Raw genomic sequence first — 21,953 nt, 5'->3', positions numbered from 1 at the left:
AAACGTGAAAGAGCGGCCCGCGTGACTATGTCAGCAGGTAATAATGCAGCCGATAATGATCTGGTTCATGCTCTTCATGCCGATATCGTTAGCACCGCCGTTACATCGCGTCCAGCATTTCCTTGAGCTTGAGGATGGTGTTCATGTTGCGGGCGGTCATTTTGGTCTTGCCCGTCACCTTGGCAAGCTTCTCGGCCAGCTTGGAACGGCCTATTCCATCGGGCGCATGCAGCCAGAGCATCCGGCCGACTTGGGCAAAGTTTTCAGTGTCCGACCTAAGCTCCTCGACCAACCCCCAATCGACCTCGGGTTCGTCCCAGCAAAAGAAGCCGTGGAGCTGGTTTCCAGCCTCGAACGTGAAAGGATTGCCCGCAATCGCCGCGAGATACCTTGCCTCGTCAAAGCAAAGCGCCTCGACCGTTGCGCCGACCAACTGCGACAGCGTTTCCTCGACCAGCGCTGTGACATCGCCTTGCCCCACAAAAACGATGTTGCCTGACGCGATATAGCTTTTCACCGAAGTCAGCCCCGCCGCTTGCAAGGCGGCGCAGGCCTCCTTCATCGGCATTTTACCGGTGCCGCCGACATTCACGGCGCGTAAAAGGCATACGTAATTGGTCATAGCGTCTCCCAACCTATGGGCGAACTCTAACCTAAACGGGGCAATGCGCCACCCTGCAAAAGAGCGAATTTCAGCGGTTCGCAAGCATCGCAGTCGTCGCAATCCCGCCGCCTAGGACGGGTCTGCTCACTTCACCGCCGCCCACGGGCGCCGCGACACCCGTTGTGGAGGGGCAAGAGGTCGTCAGTCCCCGCGCCACACGGACCGCGAGAAAGGCAAAAGCCTGCGCTTCGAGCATATCACCGTTGAGACCATGGTCCTCGACCGGTGCAACAGGACAGTCGAGCGCCGTTTCCAGCATTTTCATCAGGGTCGCATTATGACGCCCCCCGCCCGTCACAAGAACTTTGGTCGGCAGTTCCGGACAAAACTCCATCGCTTTGACCACACTCATCGCGGCACAGGCCGTCAGTGTCGCCGCCGCATCCTCGGTCGTCAAAGCGGCCACATCCTCTTTCAACGCGGCAAAAGCGTCACGATCGAGCGACTTGGGCGGCACACGGTAAAAGAACGGGTGCTCCAGAAACCTGTCGACGATGTCGGAGATAACCTCGCCTCGGCTGGCAAGCGCCCCGCCCGCATCGCAGTCGATCCCCAAACGCAAGGAGACCAGATCATTGATCGGCGCATTCGCGGGACCTGTGTCGAAAGCGAGCAAGGCGCCCTCTTCGTCGGGACGATCGAAGCGGGGATCGACAAAGGTGATATTGCCCACACCGCCAAGGTTCAAAAAGGCGATAGGTGCGTCCGCTTTGATGAATTTGGCCAAGGCGAAATGGAAAAACGGCGCAAGCGGCGCGCCTTCGCCGCCGAAACGCACGTCGGTCGAGCGGAAATCCCAGACCACGGGTGTTTCAAGAACTTCGGCCAAAAGTGCACCGTTCCCGATCTGGAGCGTGCCGCGTCCCTTGGGGTCATGTGCCACGGTCTGACCGTGAAAGCCGACAATCTCGATATCCTCAAAGCCCGCGAGAACCTCGGCATGGAGGTTTTCGACCACTTCGGCGGCCAGATCGAGAGCCGCCCCTTCCCAGTGGCCCAAGGCCGCGCGAAGCGTTTCGCGCTCGGCCTCGGAATAGGCGCGATAATCGAATTCGCCAAAGGCTTCGATCCGCTCGCCATCGGTGAAAACAACGGCGGCATCAACCCCGTCGAGCGAGGTTCCCGACATCGCTCCGAGCGCCTTTACGATATTGGCCTTCAACATGTGCTTCCCCTTACCCGATCAGGCGCTTATAGAGTGCCGCGAGATTTAACCAAGGACAAGACGATGACCTACCATCCCAAATCCGAATTCATGGCAGTTATGATGGAACGCGGGTTCCTTTCGGACTGCACGGATTATCAAGGCCTCGACGAGGCACTGAGCAAGGGCGTGGTTCCGGCCTATATCGGCTACGACGCGACGGCGAAATCGCTGCACGTCGGCCACCTGCTCAACATCATGATGCTGCGCTGGCTGCAAAAGAGCGGTCACAAGCCGATCACGCTGATGGGCGGCGGCACCACAAAGGTAGGTGATCCGTCCTTTCGCGCAGACGAGCGCCCGCTGCTGACCCCCGCGCAGATCGACGAAAACATCGAGGGTATGAACAAGGTCTTCTCCCGCTACCTCGACTATGGCTCGGGTGCGACAGACGCCGTGATGCTCAACAACGCCGAATGGCTCGACAATCTTAATTACCTCGAGTTCCTGCGTGACATCGGTCGTCATTTCAGCGTCAACCGCATGCTGTCCTTCGAGTCCGTGAAATCCCGCCTTGATCGGGAACAGTCGCTCTCGTTCCTCGAGTTCAACTACATGATCCTTCAGGCCTATGACTTCCTCGAGTTGAACCGCCGTTACGGCTGTCTGCTCCAGATGGGCGGCTCGGACCAGTGGGGCAACATCGTCAACGGGATCGACCTGACGCGCCGTGTGCTCGACAACGAGATTTACGGCCTTACCTCGCCGTTGCTCACGACCTCGGACGGAAAGAAGATGGGCAAGAGCCAAGGCGGCGCAATCTGGCTCAACGCAGAAATGCTGAGCCCCTACGAGTTCTGGCAGTTCTGGCGCAACACCACCGATGCGGACGTTGGCCGCTTCCTCAAGCTCTATACCGAGCTTCCTGTCGAAGAATGCGAACGCCTCGGTGCGCTCGAAGGCTCGCAGATCAACGAGGCCAAGATCGTGCTCGCCAACGAAGTCACCACCCTCTTGCACGGGGCCGAAGCCGCGGCGGATGCCGAGAAAACCGCGCGCGAGGTCTTTGAAAAAGGCGGTGTGGGCGATGATCTCCCCACCCTCTCGCTCGATGCTGCAGAAGTGGCCGAGGGCATTTCTCTTGCGCAACTCGTTGTGCGCTCGGGTCTGGCCAAGACCGGCAAGGACGGGAAGCGTCTGATCTCCGAAGGCGGGCTCAAGGTCAATGACGAGACCTGCACCGATGCGGGCCGTATGTTTGCAGCAGCCGATTTTGCCGAGGCGATCAAGCTTTCGGCCGGCAAAAAGCGCCACGCGCTCGTCAAACTCGGCTAAGCGGGCCTCAAACCTGATGGATAAGGGCGGCCAATGTGCCGCCCTTTTGCTTGGCGTCCCTCCCGATTTGATCTTGCCAGCGGCAGTTATTCGGTAAACCTTGCCGCAAAGTCGGGCGCGCAAAGGCCGCCATTTGATCTAGGAACCAGAACCATGGATAATTTACGCGGCGCGCTCTTGATGGTGCTCGCAATGGCGGGCTTTGCGCTTGAGGATATGTTCATCAAGCAAACCTCGGGAGAGATGCCGACGGGTCAGGTCCTGATGCTCCTTGGACTGGGCGGCGGGCTCGTCTTTGCACTCCTTGCCCGACTGCGCGGCAAATCCATTTTCTCGCGCGATTTCTTTCAAAGAAACGTTCTTGCCCGCAATTTCTTCGAAATGCTGGGCACGGGCGGTTACGTTCTGGCCTTCACCCTCTCGGAACTGACGACCGCTTCGGCGATTGCGCAGGCCATGCCGCTCTTCGTGACACTGGGGGCCGCGATTTTCCTTGGACAAGAGGTCGGCTGGCGGCGATGGAGCGCCATCGGCGTCGGCTTTATCGGGGTTCTGATCGTGATCCGTCCGACCACCGAGGGGATCGAACTGACTGCCCTCCTTGCGGTGATCGGCACTTTCGGTCTGTCGATGCGCGATGTGGTGACGCGCAACATGCCCAAGCATATCGACAGCCTTCAAGTGTCGAGCTGGGCCTTTTTGCTGATCATCCCCGTCGGTTTTCTCATGATGCTTGTGATGGGCCACGACCTTGGACCGATCAGCAGCGCCTCGGCCCTTAGCATGGGGTTTGCGGTCGCGGTCGGCGTGACGGGTTACTATCTTCTGGTGCTTGCGACCCGTATCGGGGACATGGCGGTGATCGCCCCGTTCCGCTATGCGCGGATCATTTTCGCGCTCTTCATCGGGTATACCGTTTTCGATGAAAGACCCGATCTTTTCACTTATGTTGGCGCTATCATAATTATTTCATCGGGACTTTACACTCTCTACCGAGAATCCCGTAGTCGTGCTTCACAGGCACGAACTAAGTGACTATAGAGCACTCGACACAACCCCGCATATCCAGGACAGGACTTGCCCTATGAGCATTATCATCGACATTCACGCCCGCGAAATCCTCGACAGCCGTGGTAACCCCACCGTTGAAGTTGACGTGATCCTTGAAGACGGCACCATGGGCCGCGCAGCCGTTCCTTCGGGTGCCTCGACAGGCGCATACGAAGCCGTGGAAAAGCGCGACGGCGACAAGTCCCGCTACAAAGGCAAAGGCGTCCTCGAGGCCGTCGCAGCCGTGAACGGCGAGATTGCAGAAGCCATCATCGGCATGGACGCAACCGAGCAGGTCGAAATCGACGAAACCATGATCGAGCTTGACGGCACCCCGAACAAGGGCCGTCTTGGTGCGAACGCCATCCTCGGCGTGTCGATGGCCGTAGCCAAGGCCGCAGCAGAATACACCACCCAGCCGCTTTTCCGCTATATCGGCGGCACCTCGGCCCGCGTTCTGCCTGTGCCGATGATGAACATCATCAACGGCGGCGAGCATGCGGACAACCCGATCGACATCCAAGAATTCATGATCATGCCGGTTTCGGCCACGAACATCAAAGAAGCAGTTCGCATGGGTTCGGAGGTGTTCCACACCCTCAAGAAAGAGCTCCACGACGCAGGTCTTGCCACCGGCATCGGCGACGAAGGCGGCTTTGCCCCCAACATCGCCTCCTCGCGCGAAGCACTCGACTTCATCCTCAAGTCGATTGAAAAAGCAGGCTACAAGCCGGGCGAAGACATCTATCTCGCGCTCGATTGTGCCTCGACCGAATACTTCAAGAACGGCAAATACGAGATGAAGGGCGAAGGCCTCTCGCTCACCTCGGCTGAAAACGTCGACTACCTCGAAGCACTCTGCAACGACTATCCGATCATCTCGATCGAAGACGGTTGCGGCGAAGACGACTGGGAAGGCTGGAAGCTCCTGACCGAGCGTCTTGGCGACAAGATCCAGCTCGTCGGCGACGATCTTTTCGTGACCAACCCTGCCCGTCTTGCCGAAGGTATCGAAAAAGGCGTTGCCAACTCGATGCTCGTCAAGGTGAACCAGATCGGTTCGCTCACCGAAACGCTCAAGGCCGTCGATATGGCGCACCGTGCACGTTACACCAACGTCATGTCGCACCGCTCGGGCGAAACCGAAGATGCGACCATCGCCGATCTCGCCGTTGCGACCAACTGCGGCCAGATCAAGACCGGCTCGCTCTCGCGTTCGGACCGTCTGGCCAAGTATAACCAGCTGATCCGTATCGAAGAGATGCTCGGCGCGACCGCACAATACGCGGGCCGCTCGATCCTCAAGAAATAAGACCAACCACAGGTCGAAACGAAAAGCCCCGCGATATGCGGGGCTTTTTTGTTATTCGGTGACTTTCTTGACGAACTGGGACTTGAGCCCGATTTGCCCGATACCGGGCACTTTGCAGTCGATGTCGTGATCCCCTGGAACCAGACGGATACCGCGCACTTTAGTGCCGACTTTGACCACTGTGGACGAGCCCTTGAGCTTGAGATCCTTGATCACCGTGACCGTATCGCCATCGGCCAGAAGATTGCCGACACTGTCGCGGATTTCGCTGCCGCTCTCATCGCCGCCCGCAGCGGTCCATTCGTGCCCGCATTCGGGACAATTGAAGAGCGAATCCACCTCATAGGTGAATTCGGACGAACATTCGGGGCACGGGGGCAAGCTATCAGTCATAGAGCCGCTATAGACCCGCGATCCCCCCATGAACAACAAAATTAATGTCGCATGGCGCTGGCTCTTGAGATCACCCTGCGGTCCGCATATATCTTGGATGTCCTTCGGGACTATGGACATAAACGCGCTCGTAATAAGCGGATCGGACCCGGGGGCGGTACCCGGCGGCTCCACCAAACATCCTTCATTTGGGGATCATGGGGCCGAAACAGGATCGACGAACGTCTAAAGGGGTTTTGCTTTGTCCCGGTGAGATACCACCGTTATCGGTTCAAAAAGTATAGTTGCAAATGACAACCGTGCTCCGGTAGCTCTCGCTGCGTAAGCAGTGCGAAACACCGAAAATTAAGCCCTTAGGCCTAGCAGCTTAAGGCGGGGTTCGGAGGTACCTGGCAACAGAAACCTCCACTTTCTCCTAACTTGACGCTCCTTGAAGCCCACTCAACGCAGAGTGAGACAGTGGTCGATCTTGGTCATATGTGTCACCGACCGACGGTCGGGCGTCCAGACAAGGCGAACCATGACATCCGAAAGCACCAGCTCGCGCAGTTTGCGGTAGCTGCACACCGATGACACGACCATCGTGTCGGGCGGCGGCGTGGCGTCCAACGCAATCGTCAGCTGCGCCGTATCGCTGCGCACCGAGATGATCCGAGCCTCGGCATCCCACGGCAAATGCTCCATGCTTTCAAAGGCTTGATGCTGCGCCGCAAGCATTCGGGCAACCTTTTCCTGATTGCGAACCCCTTCTTCGAAGATATGCGAAAAGAACAGCATGGAGATCAACCCGATAAGAGTAAGACCGCCCAAGACCGACACGATGATTTTCGCCATAGAGACCTCTTGCACCTGAATGCCCCCCAGCCTCTTGCAACTATCATACCGCTTTTCGGCCCGTTCCATAGCCGCTTGTGCAAGCGCAGCGCTCCAAGATACTTTCGCCTCTTTCATCCCCCATCGAATCCCGTATGTTGAGCAAAAGACAACCGAGGGATGGATCCAGTGAGCCGTTCAATTGATTATGGGAACCTGATGCACGCGGCCATGCGTGGCCTCATCCAAAAGGTTCTGACCGAAGTTTCGAAGAACGGGCTTCCCGGGAACCACCATTTCTTCATCACTTTCGATACCATGCACCCCGATGTCGAACTGGCCGATTGGCTTTCGGATCGTTATCCGGGTGATATGACCATTGTTCTCGAACACTGGTTCGAAAACCTCGAAGTCACAGACGAGGGGTTCTCGGTCACGCTCAACTTCGGTGACAGCCCCGAGCCGCTTTATATTCCCTATGACGCAATCCGCACCTTTGTAGACCCGTCGGTCGAATTCGGTCTTCGTTTCGAAACCCAAGAGGATCAGGACGACGAGGATGAAGACGACGAAGAGGCACCGATGGATGTCGACGTCGAAGAAGAAAAAGCCGACAAGCCCCACAAGGCCGAAGTCGTGAGCCTCGATAAATTCCGCAAGTAACGGAAAATAAAAGAGATTTGATGAAACGTCGATCCCTTTGGGGTCGGCGTTTCTGTTTGACCCGATTCATCCACAGAATTCTCGGGGCCGACCGCTTGGCAGATCACCACACGCCGCGCTAGATTGGTCTTCCGCAGACTCACCGAGGATAAGATGTCGTCCATCGTCAACCTGAACAAAGCCCGTAAAGAACGCGACCGCGCCGAAGAGAAAGCGCAGGCCGATGCGAATGCGCTCAAGTTCGGCCGCACCAAGGCACAGCGTCTCCTCGATGCCACGCGCGAGGCAAAGATGCGCAGCCATCTGGACCAACTCAAGTTCGAAGACGAATGACCGAGCGTCCCGTCAAGCGCTCGCTCACGCTTCGGGGGCACCGCACCTCTGTTTCGCTCGAGGATGTATTCTGGACCGCCTTTCGCAACGCGGCCAAAGAGGACGGGATCGCGCTCAACGAGCTTGCCGCGATGATCGACGAAGAGCGCGGAGATATCGGGCTGGCCTCAGCGATCCGCGTCTGGCTTTTCCAGCGCGCCGTTGCGCGGGGTCACGCGTAGCCAGATACCGTCTTTGGCGCGGACAGTGAGATGCGCGACAGGCACAGGATCGCGCCCCTCGACCACCTCGAACCGATAGGACCGGAGCAGCATCGCAAGCAACAGCGGTCCCTCGACCATGGCAAAGCCCGCACCGGTGCAGACCCTCGGACCCGAAGAAAACGGCATATAGGCGTCACGAATGGCGCCGCGATCCGCATCCGCCTCGAAGCGCGTTGGATCAAACGCGTCGGGTCTCTCCCAAAGCCGCTCGTGACGATGTAGATGCCAAGGGCTGAGAACCACCTGGGCACCGGGTTTGACCGCCCTGCCCCTGAACTCTTCGGGACAAGTGGTTTCACGCACCATCATCGGAACGGGCGGATAGAGGCGCAGGGTTTCACTGAAGACATTGCGCGTCACGCGGAGCTTGGCAACGGCCGAAAACTCGGGGACGAGGGCCTCGGCCTCTTTGGCGATCCTCTCCTGCCACTCGGGATAGAGCGCGCAAAGATAGAGCGCCCACGCCAGCGCAGAGGCGCTTGTCTCGTGTCCTGCAAGAAAGAAAATCGCCACCTGATCGACCATTTCAGGCACGTCAAAGGTTTTGCCCGTCAAAGGGTCCTCGGTCGTCATGATCTTGGTCGCAAGATCGTCGGGCGCATTGCCCGTTTCGATCAGAGCCAGACGACGCGTCGTCAGATCGGTGATCAAACGACGGATCACCTTGGCTGTGCGCTTGGTCTCGGACGAGAAAAAGCGCGGCATCCATTTTGGCCCGCGCACGAACGCAGCAAGATTGAGGATGGGCTGACTGCGCTGATGGGCGCGGAATTCTTCGAAAACCCGCGTTGCCGTCTCGTCTTCGATCGGTAGAGAAAAGAGCGTGCGAAAGATCACATCGGCGGCCAGATGGCTTGTCTCTTGCTCGATCTCCAATGGCCCGCCATCGGCCAAAGGAGCAAGCCGCGCCACCGCGCTTTCGCCTGCGGCCCACATCGCGGGAAAGGTATCGCGAAGCCTACCACCTGCGAAACTCGGATCGATGATGCGCCGCTGGCTTTTCCAGACCTCACCATTGGTGAGGAACACCGACTCCCCAAGGATGGGGCGCAATCCTGCTCCGACACGATCCGACTTGGGAAAATCATCGGGCCTTTCGTTGAGGACACAACGGATAAGCGCAGGATCATTGACCAGATAGCTTTGAAAGAACGGCGTGCGGAACTGCGCCATCCAAGCGCGATAGAGTTTGGAAGGCTGGGCCGAAAGGATGTCCTCGCGGAAGAGCCGCAAATAGCGCCAGAGCGACACCTTTTCAGGACGTGAAGGAGGTTTGGGCGGGATCATGTGTTGACCGATGTATAGCGATTGAGCGGCCGCTCGATCCGGCTTTTCGACGGGGGGCGATCCTTGAACCTTTCGGCAAGTGTCTTGGGCCCCGCCGTGATCTGGAAATAGTCGTAATCCTTGGGCCGATCAAAAGCGCAAAGGTATTGAAAGTGGAGACGGAAAAACCGCCAGCGCAATTCCGACCAACGCTCGGGCGAAAGGCTTTGGGTAAAGGCGGCGGAAATGACCAGCGGCCATTTCTTCTTATCCTCGCGCGCGACACCGCTCACCGAAACAGGGTCGCAGAGCGCAAAGGCGCAGCCATCCCCCGGAGCTGTGACATCAACCCAAGCAACAAGGTCCTGTTCGCTCAGCATCCGAAGATCGGCACGCAAACGACCTGCATCACGCAAGAAGGATACCATCGGCACCACCTGACCCAGTGACAGGAACCCCAACGCAGGCCCAACCTCTGGCACTGCGCCCGCGCGCAAGATATCGGCAAGGATCGAGACCGCCAGATGCGCACCCGACGAATGCCCCACAACCAGAACTTCGTCGACATCGGAGGAAAGCGCCTCGATGATTGCGCCCCTGAAGCGGGACATTCTCGCTTTCAACTCGGGTGGGTTCGCCCCGTTCCAATGGGCGGAATAGGCATAGTCATGCATCAGGTAATAGGCGAAAAACCTGTTGTCCTTGGACTTGAACCACCGAAGGACTGCGATCGTGGTCATCGGAAACAAGGGCACGGACAAAAGGAAGAACACAGGCCGATATGCTTCCACCACTTCGGGGATCGGGATCATCAGCCCCGCGACAAAGACCGAGAGCGCTTGGAACACCCAAGTGCAGAACGCCCCGATCAAAAGCGCGACCACCAATTGAAGCAGAAGCATTCCGACGGGATAAAGCGCGGCGATGATCGGCCCCTTGCGCAGAAACATCAGCCGAAAGAGAGCACCGCTCGCCAGATAGGTCCAAGCCGTGCGCACAAGTTGGAGATAGGTCGCGGGGATCGTGTTCTCCATGCTGTCCCGCACAATGTCCGACCAGACCAGCACCTCGACCTTGGTGTCGACCTTCGCCCCGTCGATCTCGGCTTCGATCTGCCAGCCGTAGCGGGCCCCGCTTGCCGGAGACAGTGACAGCGCATACCCCGAAATCGCAGCCTGATCGGCGCCTTCTTTGCGATAGAGTTCGCGATAGCGGCGCGGATGGATCGGATCATAGCCCGGGATATAGAAAACCTGACGCTTTCGCACCGGCCTCGCGGTCTCTTGCTCCGTCATGATGGGTCTCTTGTCCACTCTTTTGGAGCAGTCTAGCGCTCAAAACTTGTAAATATAAGAGTGGAATTTACCCCAAAGTTGCAAGTCCCGGGAACGTCTCAAGTAGCCAGAAGGAAATGTCCGAGAATTTCCCGGTGAGCATGAGGATTCCCACAATCAGGAGCAAGGTTCCCGAGAGTTTTTCCACGGTCCGCATATGCCGCTTGAGCCAATTCATCGGTCCTTTGAGCCGCGGGAAAAAGGCCGCAACAAGAAGGAACGGCAACCCCAAACCGATGGCATAGACTGCAAGTAGAAGCGTGCCTTTGGCCATATCGGCTTCGGAGGCCGCAAGACCGAGGATTGCGCCGAGCACGGGCCCGAGACAGGGTGTCCAGCCAAAGGCGAAGGCCAACCCCAAAAGATAGGCGCCAAAGGCACTCCCGCCTTGATCCCCAGCATCGATCCGCGCCTCGCGGTTCAGGAACGGAATGCGGAAAACCCCGATGAAATGAAGACCGAAAATGATGATGATCACACCGGCTATCGTGATCGCCACATCCTGAAAGGACAGGAAAAGCCGTCCCGCCGCCGAGAATGCGAACCCGAGCAGAAGAAACACGGTCGAAAGCCCGAGCACAAAGAACACGGCAGAAAGAAACACTTTTCCGCGCGCGCTGCTTTCCCCTTCCATTTGGGTCACGGACACGCCGCCCATATAGGCCAGATAGGGCGGCACAACAGGAAGAACGCAGGGGCTAAGAAACGAAAGTACCCCCGCAACAAGCGAAATGCCCATCGCGACGAGAAGTGAAGCGTCAAGAAATGTGCCTGCGTCGAACATATCTGGTCCCCTTTTCCATCGGACATAAGGCAATCCGTGCCCCGCGTCACGCGTCAAGCGGTCACATTCGAGTAAGCGCCTGAAACGAAAACGCCGCCCCGAAGGACGGCGTTCTTATGAACTCAGAGGGTCCACCAGCCCTTGCGTTTGGGCTTTGGCTTTTCCTCGGCTTTGGGGGCCTCGGGCTCTGCCGTCACCAATTCAGGCTCGGGCGCAGCTTCTGCGGGCGGCTCTTCAGCCACAACAGCGACAGCCGCTTCCGCTTTGACCTCGACAGGTGCCTCCGCTTGGGCGGGTTCCGCTTCGATCGGAGTTTCGGCAACAGCCTCTTCCTCGGTCTTTTTCTTGCGGGTTGCGGTGCGCTTGCGCGGGGCGCGCTTCGGTTTTTCCTCGGCCTGAGGCTCTTCGGTCGGAGCGTCGGTCGCAGCTTCGGCGGCAGGCGCTTCTGCCTGTGCCTCGGCCTCTTCGGCGTCCTTTTTCTTGGAGCGGCTACGGGTCGAGCGTGCGCGTGTCTTCTTGGCGGGCTTTTCCTCGGTCTCCGAAGGTGCGTCTGCCTCTTCGGAAGGTGCAGCCTCGCCGGGCTCTTCGGTCACTTCGGCAACGGCTTCGGGCGCTACGGTTTCAGACGTCTCATCGTCCGTTTCATCGCCTTCGGCGTCGTCCGACTCGTCGGACTCGCCGTTTTCGGACCCGTTCTCGGCGTTCTTGCCCGAACCGCGACGACGACGACGACGACGCTTTTTCTTCTTGGGCTTATCCTCTTCCGAAGCCTCGACAGTCTCTTCTTCGACCTCTTCCACCTCTTCTACGATGTCGTCGTCGTCCTCTTCGAGAAGAGCGGCAGACACCATTTGGACGGGAGCGGCTTCGGGAACGATACGCGTTGCGGTCTTGAACTTCTCGACAGCGAAATCGGGCGAGATAAGCGTCGGATCACATTCTATCCGCACGGCCATACCATAGCGCGCTTCGATGTCCGCGATATGCTCGCGCTTCTGGTTCATGAGGAAGTTGGCGATACCGATGGGCGCACGCACGAGAACCTCGCGCGAGCGACCGCGAACGCCTTCTTCTTCGAGCTGGCGAAGGATCAGGAGCGCGACGTTGTCGTCCGAACGCAAAAGGCCCGTTCCATGGCAATGCGGGCACGGCTGGGTCGTGGCCTCGAGCATACCGGGGCGCAGACGCTGACGCGACATTTCCAAGAGGCCAAAGCCCGAAATACGGCCGACCTGAATGCGGGCACGGTCGGTCTTGAGCTTGTCCTTGAGACGCTTTTCAACGGCGGTGTTGTTCTTGCGCTCGTCCATATCGATAAAGTCGATGACGATCAGACCCGCAAGGTCACGAAGGCGCAGTTGACGGGCAACCTCTTCGGCGGCTTCAAGGTTGGTCTTGAGAGCGGTCTGCTCGATCGACCCTTCCTTGGTGGCGCGGCCCGAGTTCACGTCGATCGCAACAAGCGCTTCGGTCACACCGATGACGATATATCCGCCCGAAGGAAGTTGGACCGTCGGGTTGAACATGCCCGAAAGATAGCCCTCGACCTGATAGCGCGCAAAGAGCGGGAGTTGATCGGCATAGGGCTTCACGTTCTTGGCGTGGGACGGCATGATCATTTTCATGAAGTCCTTGGCCGTCCGATAGCCTTCGTCGCCTGCAACGATCACTTCGTCGATCTCTTTGGAGTAAAGATCGCGGATCGTGCGCTTGATGAGGTCGCCCTCTTCGTAAATCTTGGCAGGCGCAGCGGATTTGAGCGTCAGCTCGCGGATCTGCTCCCAAAGGCGCTGAAGATATTCATAGTCGCGCTTGATTTCGGGTTTGGTCCGCTGGCTCCCTGCGGTGCGCACGATAAGACCTGCGCCCTGCGGCACTTCCATCTCGCTCGCGATTTCCTTGAGACGTTTGCGGTCGGCTGCATTGGTGATCTTGCGCGAAATGCCGCCACCGCGTGCGGTGTTGGGCATAAGAACGCAATAACGGCCAGCAAGCGAAAGATAGGTGGTCAGAGCCGCGCCCTTGTTGCCGCGCTCTTCCTTGACGACCTGCACCAGAAGGATCTGGCGCACCTTGATGACTTCCTGGATCTTGTAGCGCTTGGGACGCGGCTTGCGCACGGGGCGCACGTCTTCGCTGTCGTCCTCGTCGGCGACGCTTTCGATCTCGTCGTCTTCGTGCTCTTCGTCGTCCTCGTCTTCATCTTCGTCGACGTCAGAGGCGCTTGCGCCCTCTTCGGTCCCTTGGATGTCGGCGACGTCCTGAGCCTCGACGCCCTCGTCCGAAGGCTCTTCGTCCGCGGTCGGGGTTTCGACGGGAGTCTCGTGAACGGTCATCATCGGGCTGTCGCCCTCGTGATCGTCCTCGTCGTCAAAGTCGATGGTTTCCATGCCCGCAATCTCGCGGCGCGGCGCGCCGTCGTCATCGCCTGCGACCTCTTGGGTTGCGACGATATCGTTCGATGCGGTGTCGGACGCTTTGGAGCGTGTGCGCGAGCGACGACGACGCGAGCGCTTGGGCTTGTCGTCCTCTTCGTGCTCTGCTTCGGCCTTGAGGCTTTCTGCATAGGCACGCTCTTCTTCCATCAGAGCTTCGCGGTCCGCGACAGGGATCTGATAGTAATCGGGGTGAATCTCGGAAAACGCGAGGAACCCGTGACGGTTGCCGCCGTAATCGACAAATGCAGCCTGTAGAGAGGGCTCTACGCGGGTTACTTTTGCGAGATAGATATTACCAGCAAGCTGGCGCTTAGATTGGCTTTCAAAGTCAAATTCCTCGACCTTGTTGCCGTCTACCACGACGACGCGGGTTTCTTCCGCGTGTGTGGCATCGATGAGCATTTTCTTTGCCATTGTATCCGTTTTTCGCACGCAAAAGCGGCCTCTCCCCCGGAGGGGCGGCGGTCGGCTTTGCGTGGTTATCTGTTATGGCGATGAGCGTGTGAACACAAAGCGGGCCCCTCGGGGCCTCCACATTTATGCCTGTTACGAGCACGCGTTGCATCGCGGTTCTTCTCCGACGCCCTTGGGCGCCCGTTAATAGGCCCGGCGCGTCCGATTGAAACCTCGCGCAGCCAGGGCGTTCTTCTGACCATTTCAAGGTCATGTATATCTGCGACAGAGCGGCGCCTTGGCCCGTTTTTCTCTGGAACAGTGAAACTTTCCGAACCTCACCGCGCACCGTAGCGCGAGCGTCCGTAGATCATACATAGCGGAGGGCTGGGGATAATTTCAATGCCCAAGTTACAAAGCCCCGCATTTCGCAGGGCTTTATAGCGAAAATCAGAGATAATCCGAGCGCTGCAGACCGTATTTCGCCATTTTTTCGTTGAGCGTGCGTCGCGGCAGACAAAGTTCGTCCATCACAGCCACGATCGAGCCTTTGTGGCGGCGCATCGTGTTGTCGATCAGCATCCGTTCAAAGGCTTCGACGAATTCCTTGAGCGGCTTGCCCTCGGTGGTCATCGCGGGGCGCCCTTCTTCGTCGCTGTCGCTCATGAGCAACGACGCGATGGTGCCCGAACCGCGACGGCTCTGGAGCACGGCGCGCTCGGCCACATTGATGAGCTGGCGCACGTTGCCGGGCCAAGGCGCTTGCAGGAGCTGTGCGGCCTCTTGCGCGGTGACTTGTGGCGCGTCGCAGCCATATTCATCGGCAAATTGCTCTGACAGCGCGGTAAAGAGCGTGAGGATATCCTCGCCGCGCTGACGCAGCGGCGGGACGGTGATCCGAAGCGCGGCAAGACGGTAAAAGAGATCGGGACGCAGCACGCTTTCGCAGGTTTTGTTCTGTTCCTGAAGGTTACAGATCGCGACGATCCGCGTCTCGGCAGGCGTCCCCTGCTCGTTGATCGCAGTCAAAAGACGGGCCTGAAGCGACTGGCTCAGCGCCTCGATATCCTCGAGCACCAGAGTGCCGCCACGGGCCTCTTCCATTGCGGGGATCGGCTCGTCCTCTTGGGCGGGGCCAAAGAGACGGCGCACAAGCGTATCCTCGTCATAGGCGGCGCAGGAGATCAGAACGAATTTCTTGTTCGCGCGCGAGCCGACTGCGTGGAGCGCGTGGGCGACGAGCGTCTTGCCCGTGCCTGTTTCGCCTTCGATCAGGACGTGACCATCGGCCTGCCCCAGATCGAGAATGTCTTCCTTGAGGCGCACCATCGAGGGGCTTGCCCCGATCAGCTTTTGCATCAGCGCAGAGCCGTCGGAGAGCTCTTTGCGCAAGGCGCGGTTATCAAGCGTCAAGCGCCGCGCGTTCGTCGCCTTTTTCGCAAGCTCGGTCATGCGGTCGGGATTGAACGGTTTTTCAAGGAAATCGAACGCGCCGATCCGCATCGCCTCGACCGCCATAGGCACATCGCCGTGCCCCGTGATCATGATTACGGGAAGAGTGCTGTCCAAACCCTTGATCTTACGGAGGAATTGCATCCCGTCCATACCAGGCATCTTGATGTCGCTGACCACGATACCGGGATAATCCGAGTTGATCCCCTTGAGCGCCTCTTCGGCACTGGCAAAGGTTTCGGTGTCAAAGCCCGACAGCGCGAGCCATTGGCTGATCGACTGGCGCATGTCCTTTTCGTCGTCAACGATCGCGATTTTCATGGCTTTGGTCATTTGGCTTTACTCCGCCGCTTCAAGGTCTTGTCTTAAAATAGGAAGCTGAACTTCAAATACAGCCCCGCCGTGTTGACCATTTCGTGCGGTCAGACGGCCCCCATGGTCGTTGACGATCCCCGAGGAAATGGCAAGCCCCAGCCCCGTGCCGTCGCCGGGCTGCTTGGTTGTGTAGAACGGCTCGAAGAGCGCATCGAGATCATCGACCCCCGGACCATTATCGCGCACCGTCAGACGCACGGTTTCCCCGACTGCAAGGATCACGTCCACTGTGGGTTCGGTCACGCCTTTGGTGGCGTCCAGAGCATTACGAAGCAGGTTGATGATCACCTGCTCAAGGCGCAAACGATCCCCCGAAATCATCGCAGGCTCCGACGGCATCGTGCGGGTGATGAGCACTTGGCGGCTCTTGAGTTGCGGCTCCATCATGGCAAGCGCAGAGGCCACAGCGTCCCTAGTATCAACGGGTTGAAAGCTGTCCGAGCCTTTGCGGGCATAGGATTTGAGCTGCTTGGTGATCGCACCCATCCGCTCGATCAGATCGTCGATCCGCTGGAAGGACGAGAGCGCCTCTTCGGGCCGCTTGCGCTGCAACAGGAGCCGTGCACCCGCCAGATAGGTCTTCATCGCGGCCAAGGGCTGGTTCAACTCGTGGCTGACCGCCGCTGACATCTCGCCCAGAGCGGCAAGCTTTGAGGACTGCGCCAGCGATTGTTCAGCAACTTCGAGGGTCTTTTCGACCTTTTCGCGTTCGGCGATTTCCCGCTGGAGCCGCAGGTTCAATGCGCGAAGCTCCGCCGACTCGCGCTGGAAAAGCCGCATGCGGTTCTCGTTCTTGCGTGAACGGACAAAGAACGAGAGCGCCAGAAGGATCGCAAACCCCATGATTTCGAGCGCCAAGGCCCCGTTGACCTTTTCGCGCACCGAATCATAGGTGGTGAAACTGACCATCTTCCAGCCCTGGAACGGGATGCGCGTCTCGCGGCGCATCACGGCTTCCCCCTTGAGATAGGCATCCACCGAAAGCGCCGCCCAATCCTGTGTCGCGCGAAGCGCGCGTTGGATGGCGGAGGGCGCGGATTGACGGGCAAGCGCTGAGGCTTCATCCAGCCCGCGCCAACGCGGCTCGGTGGCCAGAATGATCTGGCCCGCACTGTCGGCCACGAAAACCGCGTCCGAAATCCCCGCCCAGCCCCGTTCGAGCTTTTGAAGATCGACCTCGACCGTGATCACGCCGAACGCGCCCGTGGTGTCGTCCATTCGGCGGGAATAGAAAAACCCGTAGCCGCCCGTCTCTTTCTGGAAAGTGGTGAAAATGGTCGCATTGGCCCGCAAAGCGTTCACAAAATAAGGCGCGGTGCGGTGGTTTTCGCCAAGTCGGTTGCGGTCGGTCGCGGCGACAGTGCGCCCGTCCTTATCAAGAAGCATCAAGGACGCAGCACCGATCTCGTCGACAAAAGACAAAAGCCTCTGGGTCGAAAGCGTATATTCCTGCGCGCGCAACGCGTTGAGCAGCTCGGGATCGCGGGCCAGAAGCTGCGGCACGATCGAATTACGCTGAAGTTCGGAAATCAGGTTGGCGGCATAAAGCGTCATCCGCAGTTCGGCGCGGTTGCGGGTCGTCTCGGTGAAACGCTCGGTCAGGAAAAGATTGGTGAAATACATCACCCCGATTGCGACAACCATGAACAAAACGAACGCCAAGCGCCCGAGCCAACGCCCGAGCTGCCTTTGCCCATTTCTCATTGTCGCAAATTTTGCCATGCGCCGAGTTTACGCCCGCGCTCAGGCCGCAGCAATACGCAGCCCTTAGGCCGAGACGACCTGATCGATCAATCCGCGGAAAAGCGCCTGTCCGTCGGTGCCGCCGTGCTGGCCGTCTGCGGCGCGCTCGGGGTGCGGCATCATGCCGAGAACGCGGCGGTTTTCCGAGAGCACGCCCGCGATATCGGCTTTTGCACCGTTCGGGTTGTCGACATAGGTAAAGGCGATACGGTCATCACCCTTGAGCGCGGCAAGCGTCTCGTCATCGCAGAAATAGTTGCCGTCATGGTGGGCTACGGGGATCGAAACGACGCTGTCTTTTTCATAGCCGCGGGTAAAGGCGCTGTCCGAGGTTGCAACCTTGAGATCGACGGACTTGCAAACGAACTTGAGCCCTGCGTTGCGCATCAAGGCACCGGGAAGAAGACGGGTCTCGGTCAGAACCTGAAAGCCGTTGCAGACGCCAAGTGCATAACCGCCGCGGTTCACGTGCTCGACAAGACCGTGGCACACGGGCGATTGGGCCGCGATGGCACCGCAGCGCAGGTAATCCCCGAACGAGAAGCCACCAGGCACCGCAACAAGGTCCATTCCCTTGGGAAGCCCTTCGTCCTTGTGCCAGACCATCGTGACGTCGGCGCCTGCATTGCGCAGAGCAACAGCCATATCACGGTCACAGTTGGACCCCGGAAAAACGATGACGGCAGCTTTCATGACAGGGACTCCGCAGCAAGGATCAAAGGTTTGCCCGCGACATACTCCGTGGCCGCCCAAGGCTCAAGTCCTTTGGCTTGCCGAGCGGCGCGGATCGGACGAAAACTGGCGATATTTCGACGCTTCGCCCAAAGAAAAACCGCACCAAAGCATCCTTTGGCGCGGTTTCGTCTCTTATCCCGAAAAGATCAAAGAATTTCGATGGAGTAGCTCTCGATCACGGTATTGGCGAGAAGCTTCTCGCACATTTCCTTGATGGTGGCTTCCGAGGTGCCGTCCGCAAGATCGAGCTCGATGACTTTGCCCTGACGGACGCCTTCGACCCCGCCGAAGCCCAAGGCGCCGAGCGCGTGGCGCACGGCCTCGCCCTGAGGGTCCAGAACACCGTTCTTCAGCATGACATAAACTTTGGCCTTCATCTCGAGAGGCTCCCTTTCTCGTCTTTCTTCAGCGCGATCAGTTGATCAGCGTAGGTTTGGTTGCATGGGTGACGTTCGAAGGCAGAACCCCGAGACGGCGCGCCACTTCAGTGTAGGCGTCTGCTAGGTTGCCCAAGTCGCGACGGAACACGTCCTTGTCGAGCTTCTGGCCCGTTTCGATGTCCCACAGGCGGCAGCTGTCGGGGCTGATCTCGTCGGCAACAACCAGACGCGGGAAATCGTTTTCCCAGATGCGGCCGATCTCGATCTTGAAGTCGATGAGCTTGATCCCGACGCCGTGCATCACGCCGGCAAGGAAGTCGTTCACGCGCAGGGCAATCGACACGATATCGTCGAGATCCTGCTGCGACGCCCAACCAAAGGCGACGATGTATTCTTCGGGCACCAGAGGATCACCCAGAGCGTCATCCTTGTAGGAGAACTCGACGATGGGACGCGGAAGCTGCGTTCCCTCTTCGAGACCGAGGCGCTTGGCCATAGAGCCAGCAGCATAGTTGCGCACGATCACTTCGAGCGGGATGATCTCGACATGACGGCAAAGCTGCTCGCGCATGTTGAGACGCTTGATGAAGTGGGTCGGAATGCCAACAGCCTGAAGTCCGGTCATGAAGAATTCGGACAGACGGTTGTTGAGAACGCCCTTACCCTCGATCACGGCCTTTTTCTCGGCATTGAAGGCGGTCGCGTCATCCTTGAAATACTGGACAATGGTTCCCGGCTCGGGGCCTTCGTACAGAATTTTTGCTTTGCCTTCGTAAATCTTTTTGCGGCGCGCCATGAGCGATCCCTCGTCTTGTCACTGACGTTGGTGCAGTGAGTCATTCGTGCCTATAAGCCAAGCCCCCCGTCACCGCAAGAATTGCCAAGTCCGCAATGCGGTCAAAATCGCACCAAAGCGCATATAGTATGGATCATCGCCCCGAAGGGATGTGATTTTCGGCCTTTTGGGTTTGAAAAAGGACGCACTCCGTGCCATGTGCCAGATCAAAGCTAAACCGAAAAGGCACTTCCCATGACGAACGCGCTTTCAAAGCTGCTTGAGACGAACGACTGGCTGATGGCTGATGGTGCAACGGGCACCAATCTATTCAACATGGGCCTCAGCTCGGGCGAGCCGCCCGAATTCTGGAACGTGGACAAGCCCGACAACATCCGCAAGCTCTACAAGGGCGCGGTGGACGCAGGCTCCGACATCTTCCTGACCAACTCTTTCGGCGGCAATGCCGCGCGTCTCAAACTGCACAACGCGCAAGGTCGCGTGGGCGAATTGAACCGCGTCGCAGCAGAAATCGGCCGCGAGATTGCGGACGCGTCGGGCCGCACTGTCGTTGTTGCAGGCTCGGTCGGCCCCACGGGCGAGATCATGGCACCGATGGGCAACCTCACCCACGAGATTGCTGTCGAGCTGTTCCACGAGCAGGCCGTCGCCCTCAAGGAAGGCGGCTGCGATGTGCTCTGGGTGGAAACCATTTCCGCAGTCGAGGAATTCAAAGCCGCTGCAGAGGCATTCGCCCTTGCCGATATGCCGTGGTGCGGCACCATGAGCTTCGACACCGCAGGACGCACGATGATGGGCGTGACCTCGTCCGATATGGTCAAGATGATCGGCAAGCTACCCAACCCGCCGATCGGCTTTGGCGCGAATTGCGGCGTCGGGGCATCCGACCTGTTGCGCACCGTGCTCGGCTTTGCTGCAGCAGGCGCAGAGCAGCCCATCATTTCCAAGGGCAACGCGGGTATTCCCAAGTATCACGACGGTCATATCCACTATGACGGCACGCCCGCGCTGATGGCCGACTATGCGATCCTTGCCCGCGACTCGGGTGCACGGATCATCGGCGGATGCTGCGGCACCCAGCCCGAGCACCTCGTCTCGATGCGCCGCGCCTTGGAGAACACCCCCAAAGGCGACCGCCCGACGCTTGAAACCATCGCTGAAAAGCTCGGGGCCTTCAGCTCGGCGTCGGATGGCACGGGCGACGACGAAGGATCGGCGCGCCGCACAGGCGGCGGTCGCCGTCGCCGCTGATCGCAAAGACCGAAGGGCGGGAATTTCCCCGCCCTTTTTTATGGCCTCCTGCCGCGCCCTCTTGCGTCGTTGCGCCAGCCGCGCGAAGTCGGGAACCGTGCAAAACACCCTGCCCCGCCCACACATGAATGATCCGCATGATCACCCCGCGAATATTTCATTTGAACCTTAGTCGTTTCGGGTGCAGTCAAGGTCGCAATCGGCCCAGACCAAGCGCCTGATTTGTCGCAAATCGGAAATCAGGGCAGATTGCCGCATCAAAGAGAGTGACCCATGTCCGACGAAGACGATATCATCCTTTCCGACCTGAACGACGAAGATCTTGTCGCCCAGATGTATGACGACCTTTACGACGGTCTCAAAGAAGAGATCGAAGAAGGTGTTCAAATTCTTCTTGAACGCAACTGGACGCCCTACCGCATCCTGACCGAGGCTCTTGTCGGCGGCATGACCATTGTCGGCGCCGACTTCCGTGACGGTATCCTCTTCGTTCCCGAAGTGCTTCAGGCTGCAAACGCGATGAAGGGCGGCATGGCCATCCTCAAGCCGCTGCTTGCTGAAACCGGCGCACCGCGCATGGGCAAGATGGTGATCGGCACCGTCAAGGGCGACATCCACGACATCGGCAAGAACCTTGTTTCGATGATGATGGAAGGCGCAGGCTTTGAAGTCGTCGATCTCGGCATCAACACCGCCGTCGAAGAATACATGGAAGCGCTGAACAACGAAAAGCCCGATATCCTCGGCATGTCCGCTCTTCTGACCACCACCATGCCCTATATGAAGGTCGTGATCGACACGATGGTCGAAATGGGCATCCGTGACGACTATGTGGTTCTCGTCGGCGGCGCACCGCTGAACGAAGAATTCGGTCGCGCGATCGGTGCGGACGCTTACTGCCGCGACGCCGCTGTGGCTGTTGAAACTGCAAAGCAGTTCATCGCCCGCAAGCACAATCAGGGCGTCGGCACGCACTAATTCGGGGTCCAGACCCTCTCTATCGGACCCCGCGCCTTACCCGCGCGGGGTTTTCTTT

General features: G+C 58.7%; 21 protein-coding genes and 1 other RNA gene. 9 read left to right on the top strand and 13 right to left on the bottom strand.

Annotation, left to right across the window (positions count from 1 at the left end):
• Positions 1-100: 100 nt before the first annotated feature.
• Both QQG91_RS05925 and QQG91_RS05920 read right to left on the bottom strand, forming a co-directional pair.
• The gene (locus QQG91_RS05925) at positions 101-622 is read right to left on the bottom strand and encodes a DUF1697 domain-containing protein (RefSeq protein WP_285772047.1); all 522 of its coding nucleotides are present in this window, start codon (positions 620-622) and stop codon (positions 101-103) included.
• Between the two features lie 70 nt (positions 623-692).
• On the bottom strand, positions 693-1,829 hold the full coding sequence (locus QQG91_RS05920) for an anhydro-N-acetylmuramic acid kinase (RefSeq protein WP_285772046.1): 1,137 nt from the start codon (positions 1,827-1,829) through the stop codon (positions 693-695).
• 63 nt (positions 1,830-1,892) lie between these two features.
• Between QQG91_RS05920 and tyrS the strand changes: the two genes are divergently transcribed.
• The 3 genes from tyrS to eno all read left to right on the top strand — a co-directional run bounded on the left by tyrS (position 1,893) and on the right by eno (position 5,505).
• A complete protein-coding gene (gene tyrS / locus QQG91_RS05915) occupies positions 1,893-3,143 on the top strand; it encodes a tyrosine--tRNA ligase (RefSeq protein ID WP_285772045.1) in 1,251 nt (416 codons plus the stop codon).
• A 153-nt stretch (positions 3,144-3,296) separates the two neighbouring features.
• Positions 3,297-4,178 (top strand): DMT family transporter, encoded by an 882-nt coding sequence (locus QQG91_RS05910; protein ID WP_285772044.1) that lies wholly within the window; start codon positions 3,297-3,299, stop codon positions 4,176-4,178.
• Positions 4,179-4,227: 49 nt separating this feature from the next.
• Positions 4,228-5,505 (top strand): phosphopyruvate hydratase, encoded by a 1,278-nt coding sequence (gene eno / locus QQG91_RS05905; RefSeq protein ID WP_285772043.1) that lies wholly within the window; start codon positions 4,228-4,230, stop codon positions 5,503-5,505.
• A gap of 51 nt (positions 5,506-5,556) precedes the next feature.
• Here eno and QQG91_RS05900 read toward each other — a convergent pair whose 3' ends face one another.
• Entirely contained in the window at positions 5,557-5,898 is a 342-nt protein-coding gene (locus QQG91_RS05900) for a zinc ribbon domain-containing protein YjdM (protein ID WP_285772042.1), read from the bottom strand.
• 60 nt (positions 5,899-5,958) lie between these two features.
• On the opposite strand from QQG91_RS05900, the gene ssrA reads away from it, so the two are divergent.
• Positions 5,959-6,308, top strand: a transfer-messenger RNA (tmRNA) gene (gene ssrA, locus QQG91_RS05895).
• A gap of 31 nt (positions 6,309-6,339) precedes the next feature.
• On the opposite strand, the gene QQG91_RS05890 is transcribed toward ssrA, so the two are convergent.
• Positions 6,340-6,849: a hypothetical protein gene (locus QQG91_RS05890; protein ID WP_285772041.1), complete on the bottom strand. Its 510-nt coding sequence runs from the start codon at positions 6,847-6,849 to the stop codon at positions 6,340-6,342.
• Between the two features lie 51 nt (positions 6,850-6,900).
• On the opposite strand from QQG91_RS05890, the gene QQG91_RS05885 reads away from it, so the two are divergent.
• The 3 genes from QQG91_RS05885 (at position 6,901) to QQG91_RS05875 (ending at position 7,928) form a co-directional block, all read left to right on the top strand.
• Positions 6,901-7,374, top strand: coding sequence for an SspB family protein (locus QQG91_RS05885; protein ID WP_285772040.1), 474 nt, complete (start codon positions 6,901-6,903; stop codon positions 7,372-7,374).
• A gap of 153 nt (positions 7,375-7,527) precedes the next feature.
• Positions 7,528-7,707, top strand: a complete 180-nt coding sequence (locus tag QQG91_RS05880) for a DUF4169 family protein (RefSeq protein WP_285772039.1) — start codon at positions 7,528-7,530, stop codon at positions 7,705-7,707.
• Entirely contained in the window at positions 7,704-7,928 is a 225-nt protein-coding gene (locus QQG91_RS05875; RefSeq protein ID WP_285772038.1) for a ribbon-helix-helix domain-containing protein, read from the top strand. The genes QQG91_RS05880 and QQG91_RS05875 overlap by 4 nt, the downstream gene beginning before the upstream one ends.
• Here QQG91_RS05875 and QQG91_RS05870 read toward each other — a convergent pair.
• The 9 genes from QQG91_RS05870 to purC all read right to left on the bottom strand — a co-directional run bounded on the left by QQG91_RS05870 (position 7,875) and on the right by purC (position 19,666).
• Positions 7,875-9,257, bottom strand: coding sequence for a cytochrome P450 (locus QQG91_RS05870; protein WP_285772037.1), 1,383 nt, complete (start codon positions 9,255-9,257; stop codon positions 7,875-7,877). The genes QQG91_RS05875 and QQG91_RS05870 overlap by 54 nt on opposite strands.
• Complete coding sequence (locus QQG91_RS05865; RefSeq protein ID WP_285772036.1) at positions 9,254-10,531, bottom strand: hypothetical protein; 1,278 nt, start codon at positions 10,529-10,531, stop codon at positions 9,254-9,256. Before QQG91_RS05865 ends, QQG91_RS05870 begins: the two co-directional genes overlap by 4 nt.
• Positions 10,532-10,598: 67 nt before the next feature.
• Positions 10,599-11,354, bottom strand: a complete 756-nt coding sequence (locus QQG91_RS05860) for a cytochrome c biogenesis CcdA family protein (RefSeq protein ID WP_285772035.1) — start codon at positions 11,352-11,354, stop codon at positions 10,599-10,601.
• 122 nt (positions 11,355-11,476) lie between these two features.
• The gene (locus QQG91_RS05855) at positions 11,477-14,206 is read right to left on the bottom strand and encodes an Rne/Rng family ribonuclease (protein ID WP_285772034.1); all 2,730 of its coding nucleotides are present in this window, start codon (positions 14,204-14,206) and stop codon (positions 11,477-11,479) included.
• A gap of 429 nt (positions 14,207-14,635) precedes the next feature.
• Complete coding sequence (locus QQG91_RS05850; protein WP_285772033.1) at positions 14,636-15,970, bottom strand: sigma-54-dependent transcriptional regulator; 1,335 nt, start codon at positions 15,968-15,970, stop codon at positions 14,636-14,638.
• A gap of 6 nt (positions 15,971-15,976) precedes the next feature.
• Positions 15,977-17,716 (bottom strand): sensor histidine kinase, encoded by a 1,740-nt coding sequence (locus tag QQG91_RS05845; protein ID WP_285772032.1) that lies wholly within the window; start codon positions 17,714-17,716, stop codon positions 15,977-15,979.
• Positions 17,717-17,779: 63 nt separating this feature from the next.
• Entirely contained in the window at positions 17,780-18,448 is a 669-nt protein-coding gene (purQ, locus tag QQG91_RS05840) for a phosphoribosylformylglycinamidine synthase subunit PurQ (RefSeq protein WP_285772031.1), read from the bottom strand.
• A 188-nt stretch (positions 18,449-18,636) separates the two neighbouring features.
• A complete protein-coding gene (gene purS, locus QQG91_RS05835) occupies positions 18,637-18,867 on the bottom strand; it encodes a phosphoribosylformylglycinamidine synthase subunit PurS (RefSeq protein WP_285772030.1) in 231 nt (76 codons plus the stop codon).
• A gap of 37 nt (positions 18,868-18,904) precedes the next feature.
• On the bottom strand, positions 18,905-19,666 hold the full coding sequence (gene purC / locus QQG91_RS05830) for a phosphoribosylaminoimidazolesuccinocarboxamide synthase (RefSeq protein ID WP_285772029.1): 762 nt from the start codon (positions 19,664-19,666) through the stop codon (positions 18,905-18,907).
• 234 nt (positions 19,667-19,900) lie between these two features.
• On the opposite strand from purC, the gene bmt reads away from it, so the two are divergent.
• Both bmt and QQG91_RS05820 read left to right on the top strand, forming a co-directional pair.
• Positions 19,901-20,917, top strand: a complete 1,017-nt coding sequence (gene bmt, locus QQG91_RS05825; protein WP_285772028.1) for a betaine--homocysteine S-methyltransferase — start codon at positions 19,901-19,903, stop codon at positions 20,915-20,917.
• A 273-nt stretch (positions 20,918-21,190) separates the two neighbouring features.
• A complete protein-coding gene (locus QQG91_RS05820) occupies positions 21,191-21,895 on the top strand; it encodes a cobalamin B12-binding domain-containing protein (RefSeq protein ID WP_285772027.1) in 705 nt (234 codons plus the stop codon).
• The last annotated feature ends 58 nt before the right edge of the window (positions 21,896-21,953 follow it).

The organism is Marivivens sp. LCG002 (assembly GCF_030264275.1).
Lineage (GTDB): Bacteria > Pseudomonadota > Alphaproteobacteria > Rhodobacterales > Rhodobacteraceae > Marivivens.
Note: the sequence above shows the minus strand (reverse complement) of the source record. Positions and strands in the feature narration are given on the sequence as shown.